Below are 10,276 nucleotides of genomic sequence, written 5' to 3'. Positions count from 1 at the left end.
ATGGATGTGCCGAAGGAGCGTGTTTCAGAACCCCCATCCCACCTGCTCCATGCACCAACTCTAGAGGCCTCACCGAACCAGGCACCAAAGTCAGGACTTGTACTTGCGAAGCTCCAGACGAGCCACCGTAGCCCGATGAACCTCGTCCGGGCCATCGGCCAACCGCAATACTCGAGCATAGGCGAACAATTGCGTCAGTGGGAAATCATCGTCGCTGACACCCGCACCACCGTGAATCTGAATCGCCTGATCCACGATGGTCTGCAGCATGGACGGAATCAATGCCTTGATCATAGACACTTCCTGCAAAGCCCCAGAGATACCCTTGGTATCCAGCGCCCAGGCACACTTGAGAGTCAACAAACGGGCCTGCTCAATCGACATGCGCGCGTTGGCGATAATGTCCGGGTTGCCGCCAAGTTTCGCGATCGGCCGCCCGAACGCTTCACGGCTGGTCGCACGCTTGATCAGCAACTCCAACGTGCGCTCAGCGGCACCGATGGCCCGCATACAGTGATGAACCCGGCCCGGCCCCAGGCGGCCCTGGGCAATCTCGAAACCGCGTCCAGGGCCTGCAATAAAGGCACTCTTTGGCAAACGGACATTCTCGAAAGAGACGACACCATGGCCGTAGGGCTCGTCGTATTCGCCAAACACCGGCAGCATGCGCTCAATCTTCACGCCCGGGGTATCCAGCGGCACCAGCACCATCGAGTGGCGGCGATGTTTGTGGGCATCCGGGTCGGTCAGGCCCATGAAGATGGCCACCTTGCAATCCGGATGGCCGATGCCAGTACTCCACCATTTACGGCCGTTGAGGACCACTTCATCGCCTTCAACGATGGCGGTGGCTTCCATATTGGTGGCGTCGGAGGAGGCAACCGCCGGTTCCGTCATACAGAAAGCAGAACGGATTTCGCCGCTTTGCAGCCGTGGCAGCCACTCGGCTTTCTGCTCTTCGGAGCCGTAATGGATCAGCACTTCCATGTTGCCGGTGTCTGGCGCGTTGCAGTTGAAGATTTCCGGAGCAATGAAACTGCGGCCGGTTTCTTCGGCAATCAGGGCGTAGTCGGAGTTAAGCAGGCCGCAACCGTGCTTTTCATCGGGGAAGAACATGTTCCACAGGCCCTGGGCTTTGGCCTTTTCCTTCAGTTCCTTGATGATGGGCAGCACGACCCAGCGGTTATCCAGGGAGGCCAGCTCCCGGTGGTACTGTTCTTCAATCGGAAAAATCTCATCCTTCATGAACGCTTTGACGCGTTCGAGATAATCCTGGCCTTTTGCGGAGATGGTAAAGTCCATAGCTGGTTCCTCGCCTCTTGACTGATTGAAGCCAGTCTAGAACCCTACCAACTATTACGCGACTGAATTTTTCTTATCATTTATCATTAGCCATACTTATTCACCGAATTGGCAATCAATCATGGCTCTGAACCGACTGGACCTTAACCTTCTGCACGTCTTCGACACCATCTATCGGGAAGGTAGCCTGACCCGCGCGGCCAAGGCGCTGCACCTGACCCAGCCGGCGGTCAGCCATTCCCTGTCCCGGTTGCGGGAGCATTTTGACGATCCGCTGTTTACCCGTCAGGGCAACCAGATGATTCCCACCCCCCTGGCCCGGCGGTTCCTGGAATCCATGCGCCCCGGACTGACCCAGATCCAGGGGGCGGTCAACCAGTTCCACGCCTTTGACCCTGCGACGCAGCGTAAGACCTATTCCCTGGCGTTGCGGGATATTCTGGAATCGACCTTTCTGCCACAGCTGATGCAAAGACTCGATCATTATCCGGAACTGGAAATTGTCAGCCAGCGCATTCCCCGGCGGGACATGGAAACCCAGCTGGCCGCGGGAAAGCTGGATTTTGCGGTGGACGTGCTGTTGCCGGTGAGCAATCAGACCGCCCATGAACTGTTGCGGCGGGACCGCCTGGTGGTACTGGCAAGAGCGGGGCATCCGCTGGCTGAAGGTGAGCTGACAATGGACAGGTATATTGCCGCCCAGCACGTGTTGGTGTCGTCACGCACCGAGGGCCCGGGAATTGAGGATTTCGAGCTGTCACGCCTGGGCGTGCAACGGCAGATACGGCTGCGCTGTCAGCACTACTACGCTGCCTGCCGGGTGGTCGAGAGAACAGATCTGCTGCTGACCATGCCGGAAACCTATGCGCGGATCATCGCGGAGCGCGCGGATATACACATCCTCACGCCGCCTGCGGACCTGCCCGATCTGGATGTACACCTTTACTGGCACAAGGCTTATGAACGGGAACCCGCATTAATCTGGTTCCGCGAACAACTCAGGCACATTGCATGAAAGCGCCGGTCAATAGGCACCAACCAGGGCAAGGAAGCCGAGAAACCCGGCGGCGGTGATCCCCATCGACAGGACCACGATCCCAAAGCCCCACCAGATAGCCGCACCATCGGAAACCGGCACGTCATGGCCCCGCAAGGTGCGGTAAAACGCCCAGGGACCAAGAATAAACGCCCCCACGACGGCAAACACCAACCCGACACTGATACCGGCGAAGGTCCAGGTGGCCAGCACCGTTGCCCGGTCGGAAGCCTGCTCCTCCACTCCGTGACGCAACAGAAACTGCTTACAGAAAAACCAGATCAGGGCGAACAGGATAATGACAAAGACCAGTCCGCCAACGAGCGTAATAATGCGATATAACAAGATGTAACCTCTGAATTGGACGCGCTATCCCCGGATAGCGGAAGATCCCACTCACTATAGCGCCCGCCCTTTCTCCCGTAAAACAACGTTCATGTTAAGCGGTGGCATCCATCACCGTCGCGACTACACTGACAGGGATAGTTCACTACGCTTCCAAGACCAACAGGAGTTTCCGGAATGGCCCAGAAAACCCGCATCGCAGTCACCCCGGGCGACGGCATTGGCCCTGAAGTTGTCGCCGAGGCTGTGCGTTGCCTGGAGACACTGCGCTCCAGGCATAACCTGGACCTGGAATGGACCCGCTTTCCCTGGCCCTCCCACGCCTGGCATGAAGAACATGGCGAATCCATGCCGGAAGATGCGCTGAACCAACTCAAAGCCTTTGATGCCATCCTGCTTGGCGCCCTGGGCGACCCTGGCCCGGTGGATGACCCACAGCGTTACCTGTTGCCGGACAGCATTTCCCTGGCGCCACTGCTGGATATGCGCAAGGGGTTTGACCAGTGGGTTTGCGAACGGCCTGCACGGCTGTTGCCCGGAGCCCGCCAATACCTGGCCGATGAGCGTGCCAAAGACATCGACATGCTGGTCATCCGGGAAAACAGCGAAGGCGAATACGTCAGCCAGGGTGGCCGTCTGCGTAAGGGCACACCCGATGAAGTCGCCACCCAGATGGAGGTGTTCACCCGCCACGCCACTGACCGGATCATTCGCTACGGCTTTGAGCAGGCCCGCCTGCGAGCCAGCGAACGGATCAAAGAGGGGCGCACACGCCACTTCAAAACCCTGGACGGCCGCACCTGCGAAAGCCAGGTCTGCATTGTCACCAAGCGCAATGCCCTGCGCTACTGGGGTGACATGTACTCCGAAGCCTTTGAGGACATCAGCAAGGAATACCCGGATGTGGCCACTCACCACGAACTGGTGGATGCCGCCTGCATGAAGTTCGTGCAGTGTCCCTGGGCGTTTGATGTGGTGGTTGCCAGTAATCTGCAGGGCGACATCCTGACGGACCTGGCCGCCGTTCTGTCAGGAGGTATGGGGGTTGCCCCATCCTGCAACCTGAACCCCACGGATGCGGATATGCCCTCTATGTTCGAACCCACTCACGGCAGTGCCCCGGACATTGCCGGCCAGGGCCTGGCGGATCCCACAGCCATGCTGTTTACCACTGCACGCATGCTGGAGTGGCTGGGGCGCAAGGACCCGGCACTGGCCGCTGCCGGCCAGAAGCTGTTTGATGCCGTGGCGTCGGATCTCGCGGAGAACGCCGGAACCCGACGGGGCACCAATGAAATCGGCAGCGCGATCTGCCAGCGCCTGGATCCGGGCAACTAATCCTTCTCATGCATTTGAAAAGCGGCTTTTTAGGACTAGGCTGCAAAAGGGACTCAATTCACTTCGGGAGGCTCACCGTGACCGACCATAAAGGCAAGTTATCACCACTGCTGAAACAGGCGACTGGCATCACCGCAGCCAAGGGCGAAGGCGCCTATATCATCGATCCGGATGGCCGAAGGTATCTGGATTTCACCTCCGGCATTGGTGTCACCAGTACTGGTCATTGCCACCCGAAAGTGGTGGAAGCTGCACAGAAACAGGTGGCGACCATGATTCACGCCCAGGCGACCACGGTGATGAATCCCCGGCTCCTGGAACTGTCGGAAAAACTGGGCGAACTCACCCCGGACCCGCTGAATGCGTTCTTTTTCTCCAACGCCGGTACCGAGGTGGCCGAAGGCGCCATCCGCCTGGTACGCCAGGCCACGGGGCGACCGAACATCATTGTCTTCCATGGTGGCTTCCATGGGCGCACCATGGGCTCCCTGTCCCTGACCACATCCAGCGTGGGGCTGCGCGCCGGGGTGAGCCCGATGATGGGCGGCGTTGTCGTGGCGCCCTTCCCCCACGCCCACCATTATGGCTGGAACCTGGAAGACACCACCGACTTCTGCCTGCGCGAACTGGACCGTATCTTTGTGACCTACTCCGCGCCAAAAGAAACCGCGGCCATGTTGATTGAACCGATTCAGGGCGAAGGAGGCTATGTGCCCGCCAACGCCCGCTTCCTGGAGGGCCTGCGGGAACGTTGTGACAAGCACGGCATTATGCTGGTGTTCGATGAAGTCCAGGCCGGCTTCGGCCGCAGCGGCAAGTTCTGGGCCCACCAACACTTTGGCGTGACGCCAGATGCCATCATGATCGCCAAGGGCCTGGCCAGCGGCTTCCCTATTTCTGCCCTGGCGGCATCGGAAGAGACCATGGCCAAGGGCTGGCCCGGCTCTCAGGGTGGCACCTACGGTGGCAACGCGGTTGCCGCCGCCGCAGCTATTGCCACCATCGACGTCATCCGCGAAGAAGGACTGGTTGAAAATGCGGAAAGGATGGGCAAACGCCTGTCGGACAGTCTTCACAGCCTGAAAAACGATTATCCGGACATGGCCGATGTTCGCGGCAAGGGGCTGATGGTCGGCGTGGAAATGCGGCGGGACGGCTGTCCGGATGGCGAGCGCGCCGGCAAGATCCTCAAGGAATGCGAGCAGCGCGGCTTGCTGATGCTGCGCTGCGGCCCCTACCAGGAAATCGTGCGCTGGCTGCCGCCACTGATCGTCAATGAACAACAGATTGATGAGGCGGTGAGCATCTTCGAGGAAGCCCTGAAAGCAACCGCCTGATTCTCTCCGATAACGCAGAGAACGTAACAAAAAAGGGGCCGCTGATTCCGGCCCCTTTTTTGTTCTTCCGCGTTTATTCTGACATCACAAACTCAAGCCGACCGGGGGCCACCCGGACATCCATCGGGACCATTCCGAACATGCGCTGAGCAACATCCGTGTCGTCCAGGCGATAGACCGGCATGGTCTCCAGCATCTGTGCCACGACCCGCATCACGCTGTCGGTCACTGGCTTGAGATCACCCTTGAACAGCGGTGAATCAATACTGCTCTCCAGCAATTGCAGGCGGCGGAGATAAACCGCCCTTTCCTCGGCATCATAAACCGGCGCGCCTTCCACTTTCAGCGCCAGGTCCACCGGCAGTTTGGCCATCAGGGCATTGAGTGCCACCTGGCCCTTGAGATCGATAACAGCCACATCCCGGCCATCGGGCCCCAGGGTGATATCGGCATCACTCAGGCTCAGGCTTAATGGCGAGCCGCTTTTCAGCTGTTCCCGGTCAAAGGTGGTGACAGCATCCTGAAAGTGACGCTCCAGTGTCGCTTCCGAGATCGAATAAGGCGACAGGCTGGCGCAACCGCTGATCAGGCTGACTGCCAGGGCGAGAATAGCCGGCAGGACGGATGAACGCTTGAAAACCATGGAATCTTCTCCGGAATGATCACGAACAGAAGGGGCTAGCCTAAGCCATCTCGACCGCAGAGTAGGTTAAGACTTCGTTAGAGAGGCTCACTCGTTCTCTGCGTGAACCTCAACATGGGGCGTCAGGTCATCGTCTACCGTGACTTTCAGCAGGATAGGCTGGCAGCATACCTGGCAGTCCTCAACATACTCCTGCTCCTGAACCGAGGGATCGATGCTGATTTCCAGCGTCTCCCAACAGTACGGGCATTGAGTGAGAACCGAGTCCAGGGCTGCCATCTCCACCTCAGAACTGTTGCTTCGCCATCCACGGTATTACCCGGTCAAACGCTTCTTCCAGCTTCTCACAGGTGGTCGAGAAACTGATCCTGACCGCATTGGTGCAGTGCTCGCCGAAGGCATCGCCGGGCACCATGCACACGCCGGTCTCTTTCAGCATGCGCAGGGCCAGATCAGAACCATCCACATGGGGCGGCAGATCCGGGAAGGCAAAGAATGCACCGCCTGGCTTGTAACCGGTCATATGCGGGGTCTGGTCGATCAGCTCAACCACCTTGTCGCGGCGTTCACGGTATATGTCCACCATATCCTTGACGCACTGCTGGTCACCGGTCAACGCTGCGACCCCGGCAAACTGGGACGGCGTATTGGCCACCGAGGTGGTGAACATGTGGTAACGGCGAAGCGACTTGATCGCCGCCTGGCTCGAAATAACCCAACCCACGCGCAGCCCCGCCATGCTGTAGGTCTTGGAAAAGCTGCTGATGCACATGATGTTGTCCAGGTCCATCGAACAGTTCAGCACGCTGGCGAAGTCATCGTCGTCGAAAATCAGGTGGTCGTAGACCTCATCCGCATACACCTGAATCCCGCGGTAGGCACACTCTTCCAGAATGGTCTCCACCGTGCTGCGGGGATAGACCGCTCCGGTGGGGTTGTTCGGGTTATTGAGGATAAGAGCGAAGGTGCGCGCGCCCATAGCGCGGATGACCTCGTCCGGATCCAGCTGATGATTGTTCTCCGCACGGGTGGGAACAAACTTGACCTCGCCGCCGTTCATGCGGATCAGCGGGGCATACAGCAGGAACGACGGATCAGTCACAATAAACTGCCGCCCTGGTGCCGACGTGGCGGAGATAGCCAGGTACATCGCTTCGGTGGCGCCGCTGGTAATCAGGATGTTGTCCCGCGTCAGCCGCCGATTGTAACGCTTGCCGTAATAGTCCCGCAGTGCCACCAGCAGTTCCGGTAACCCCGCATCCATGGTGTAGCCGGTTTGCCCGGCATTCAGCGCATCGATGTAGGCATCGATAATGTGCTTGGGCGTTGGCAGATCCGGCTGGCCGATGGACAGGTGAATCACATCCTTCATGGTGGCCGCCATATTCACCATGCGACGAATACCGGGAACCGGAATGGCCTGCATGGCGGGATTCCAACTGGCCTTGCTCTTGCGATACTTCACTTTCCGTGGCTTGGCCTGGCCAGTTTCGTTGTTGGCGGCTTCGACCATAAGAACACCTCCTTCAAACAAGGCAAAGAATAAGGTACTCATGCAGGTTAGTCAGTAAACAAGGGAGGAACAAGGCCTGACAACAGAAAGATTCAGGGCCTGGATCAACTGTCATTTGCCGGTTACTGAGCGCCCCTGTTTCGGCAACTCAGGTTGACCGTCCGCCACCGGCGAACCAGACTGTACAAGACTGGATCATAACGCCTTGCCAAGCGTTCCCAGCGCCCTCAAACAGCGTATTCAGGTGAGTGGAGGACAGATGACAAAACACAGCAAACCGGTCGTAACCGTTCTGACTGCCCCGGACGAGCAGGAACCGCCCGGAATGGATGCCCTCCGGGCCAGGGCCACCGTACGGTTTGCCTGTGACGAACCTACCCTGAGAGACACCCTCCCCGGCACCGATGTGATGATGGTGACGGACTTTCGCACCGACGCCCTGAAAGCGGCCTGGCCTGCGGCGGATAAACTGCAGTGGATTCACGCCACCAGCGCCGGCGTGGACGCCCTGATGTTCCCCGCCCTGACCAAAGGCGACGTAACGGTTACCAACGCCCGCGGCATTTTCGACCGCACCATCGCTGAATACGTGCTCTGCACCATTCTGATGTTCGCCAAGGACTTTCCCCGCTCCATCCGCCTGCAGATAGACCACAAGTGGCAGCATCGGGATACCGAACGGGCACAAGGTAATCATGTCCTGGTGGTGGGCGCCGGGTCCATCGGTCGCCAGATCGCTCGCCTGGTCAGCGCCATCGGCATGAAACCCCACGGCATTGCCCGCAAGGCGCGCCATGAGGATCCCGACTTTGTCGCCGTGCACAGCAACGACGACCTGTTCGAACAACTGGCCCTGGCGGATTATGTGGTGATTGCCGCACCGTTAACGCCCCAGACCGAAGGCCTGTTCGACAGCAAAGCCTTCAAGGCCATGCGCCCTCACGCCAGACTGATCAACATCGGCCGCGGGCCCATCGTCAAAACCAATGATCTGGTCGACGCCTTAAAGAACGGTGAGATCGCCGGCGCCGGCCTGGATGTGTTCGAGGAGGAGCCGCTGCAGGAGGATCACCCCCTGTGGGACATGGAAAACGTCATCATGACCGCCCACATGGCCGGCGATTTCATCGGCTGGAAACGCGCCCTCACCGACCAGTTCCTGGAAAACTTTGATCGCTGGCATGGTGGCGAGGAGCTGTTTAATCTGGTGAACAAGGAGCTTGGGTACGCTGGGAGCAAGTAGCGCGGGATTATCGGAGTCCGGAGCGGGCGACAGGGACGTGTTCCAAAACACGCTGTGAATACTTCCCTGTACGCTCGGCTCCGCCATCCATGGCTCCGCACGGTTTTGGAACACGTCCCGGTCGCCCGCTCCTCCGAGTATATGACGCAGTTCAGTTCACGGCGTAAACGTAAAAACGTAGGTCGGATTAGCCGCAGGCGTAATCCGACAAAACTAAATCATTTAACGACTATTACTGGCTGCAAACTGCCTCTGCAACGGCAACAAATCAAACACCCGCTCCGGATTATTCGGATCCACCAACTCCGTAGACGACTTATAAACCCTCGGAGTGGTGTAAAGCAGCTTCAGCGCCGTGCCATGGGGCATCGCCATATACCGCTCCCCGTGATTCTCCTCCAGCCACTTCCGCACCCGCGGCGCCATGTTGTGCCCCATTTTCGGAAAGAAATGGTGCTCCACATGATGGCTGAACCGGAAGTGCAACCGATCCAGCACCGGATGGCTGCGCAGGCTCATGGAGTTATCCAGCGGATTATTGGTGGCCGTCTGCGGGCGCAGGAAGTGATTGGTGAGGATATACCCCTGCCCCAGGGCGTTAGCCATCATGAACGGTACCACCACCGTAAACAGCGCCAGAGGACCGGAGATCACCGCAAGTACAGCCCACGGCGCCATGCAGTAAAAGGTCTGGCGAATCGCCTTGCTACGATCGAAGCCCTGAAACTGCTTACGACGCTTCGCCTGGAACCAAAGCACCAGCTGTGCGTGAAAGGTGAACGAATAAGTCAGGAACAGATAGCTGTACCAGGTACCTGAACCCGGCGCCAGCTTGGTGAACTTCTTCTGCTTGGGATCGGTCTTGTAACGGCGCAAAGTACCAAAACTGTCCGGGTCCGAATCACCGGTGTTGGTATTACCGTGGTGCACCACATTGTGCCACTTGCGCCAGAACTCCGGCGGAACAATCATCGGCCCGAACCCCAGCCAACCAAAGAAATTCTGCCAGCGCTTGCTCATGCCCAGCGCCCCGTGCAATACCTCATGGGCCAGCAGCGCCTGAGCACCAATGGTATGCCCGACCGCCAGCCCAAGGCCCAGATTCGCATACCACGGCAAACCCGCCAGCAGAATCGTAGCAATCCCGCCCCAGATGATCAGCTGCAATGGCAGAAACCAGATCACCCGCCAGGTCTGCGCCTGGAACGTATCCGCCGGCAGTTCCTTCTTCATCCTGTCCCGAAGCTCGCGCTCATCGGGTTTTCCAAACACGGCATTGCCCATTGAATCGGGTTTCACAGCAGCGTTCATTCGTCACCTTTCATTCTGAAAACACAATCGTCCAGCACGCCTCTATAAATTTGAGCGTACATGTGTGAGCCGAACTTACAGAAAGAAAGCACTAATGACAATGGCAGTTAGATGAATATTTGGTGATTACCAAAACATTTGCGTACACGCGTACTTTGTGGGAAGAGAAGCTCTCACCGGAATCGGAGGTGCTGGGCGGGTGAGCCCT

The 10,276-nt window shown here is 58.5% G+C and carries 10 protein-coding genes; 4 read left to right on the top strand and 6 right to left on the bottom strand.

Annotation, left to right across the window (positions count from 1 at the left end):
- Window positions 1–90: 90 nt before the first annotated feature.
- Window positions 91–1,302 carry an acyl-CoA dehydrogenase family protein gene (locus ACJO5Y_RS00050; protein ID WP_406984125.1) on the bottom strand — a complete coding sequence of 404 codons (1,212 nt, stop codon included), beginning with the start codon at window positions 1,300–1,302 and terminating at the stop codon, window positions 91–93.
- A gap of 121 nt (window positions 1,303–1,423) precedes the next feature.
- Between ACJO5Y_RS00050 and ACJO5Y_RS00045 the strand changes: the two genes are divergently transcribed.
- Window positions 1,424–2,317: a LysR family transcriptional regulator gene (locus ACJO5Y_RS00045; protein ID WP_406984123.1), complete on the top strand. Its 894-nt coding sequence runs from the start codon at window positions 1,424–1,426 to the stop codon at window positions 2,315–2,317.
- A 9-nt stretch (window positions 2,318–2,326) separates the two neighbouring features.
- Here the strand turns inward: ACJO5Y_RS00045 and ACJO5Y_RS00040 are convergent, their stop codons facing one another.
- The gene (locus ACJO5Y_RS00040; RefSeq protein WP_406984122.1) at window positions 2,327–2,683 is read right to left on the bottom strand and encodes a hypothetical protein; all 357 of its coding nucleotides are present in this window, start codon (window positions 2,681–2,683) and stop codon (window positions 2,327–2,329) included.
- A gap of 177 nt (window positions 2,684–2,860) precedes the next feature.
- Here ACJO5Y_RS00040 and ACJO5Y_RS00035 point away from each other — a divergent pair, with 177 nt between their 5' ends.
- Complete coding sequence (locus ACJO5Y_RS00035) at window positions 2,861–4,021, top strand: isocitrate/isopropylmalate dehydrogenase family protein (protein ID WP_406984121.1); 1,161 nt, start codon at window positions 2,861–2,863, stop codon at window positions 4,019–4,021.
- Between the two features lie 77 nt (window positions 4,022–4,098).
- Complete coding sequence (locus tag ACJO5Y_RS00030; protein ID WP_406984120.1) at window positions 4,099–5,358, top strand: aspartate aminotransferase family protein; 1,260 nt, start codon at window positions 4,099–4,101, stop codon at window positions 5,356–5,358.
- A 73-nt stretch (window positions 5,359–5,431) separates the two neighbouring features.
- Here ACJO5Y_RS00030 and ACJO5Y_RS00025 read toward each other — a convergent pair whose 3' ends face one another.
- The 3 genes from ACJO5Y_RS00025 to ACJO5Y_RS00015 form a co-directional block, all read right to left on the bottom strand.
- Window positions 5,432–6,001 carry a YceB family lipoprotein gene (locus tag ACJO5Y_RS00025; protein ID WP_406984119.1) on the bottom strand — a complete coding sequence of 190 codons (570 nt, stop codon included), beginning with the start codon at window positions 5,999–6,001 and terminating at the stop codon, window positions 5,432–5,434.
- An 87-nt stretch (window positions 6,002–6,088) separates the two neighbouring features.
- On the bottom strand, window positions 6,089–6,280 hold the full coding sequence (locus tag ACJO5Y_RS00020; RefSeq protein WP_406984118.1) for a CPXCG motif-containing cysteine-rich protein: 192 nt from the start codon (window positions 6,278–6,280) through the stop codon (window positions 6,089–6,091).
- Between the two features lie 7 nt (window positions 6,281–6,287).
- Window positions 6,288–7,514: a pyridoxal phosphate-dependent aminotransferase gene (locus ACJO5Y_RS00015; RefSeq protein ID WP_406984117.1), complete on the bottom strand. Its 1,227-nt coding sequence runs from the start codon at window positions 7,512–7,514 to the stop codon at window positions 6,288–6,290.
- Window positions 7,515–7,773: 259 nt separating this feature from the next.
- On the opposite strand from ACJO5Y_RS00015, the gene ACJO5Y_RS00010 reads away from it, so the two are divergent.
- Window positions 7,774–8,757 carry a D-2-hydroxyacid dehydrogenase gene (locus ACJO5Y_RS00010; RefSeq protein WP_406984116.1) on the top strand — a complete coding sequence of 328 codons (984 nt, stop codon included), beginning with the start codon at window positions 7,774–7,776 and terminating at the stop codon, window positions 8,755–8,757.
- A 222-nt stretch (window positions 8,758–8,979) separates the two neighbouring features.
- Here the strand turns inward: ACJO5Y_RS00010 and ACJO5Y_RS00005 are convergent, their stop codons facing one another.
- The gene (locus ACJO5Y_RS00005) at window positions 8,980–10,056 is read right to left on the bottom strand and encodes a fatty acid desaturase family protein (RefSeq protein ID WP_406984115.1); all 1,077 of its coding nucleotides are present in this window, start codon (window positions 10,054–10,056) and stop codon (window positions 8,980–8,982) included.
- Window positions 10,057–10,276: the final 220 nt, after the last annotated feature.

Origin of the sequence: Marinobacter alkalisoli, assembly GCF_045449855.1 — a bacterium.
Classification (GTDB): Bacteria; Pseudomonadota; Gammaproteobacteria; order Pseudomonadales; family Oleiphilaceae; genus Marinobacter.
The sequence above is the reverse complement of the archived record's forward strand: the minus strand, read 5'-3'. Positions and strand labels throughout refer to the sequence as shown.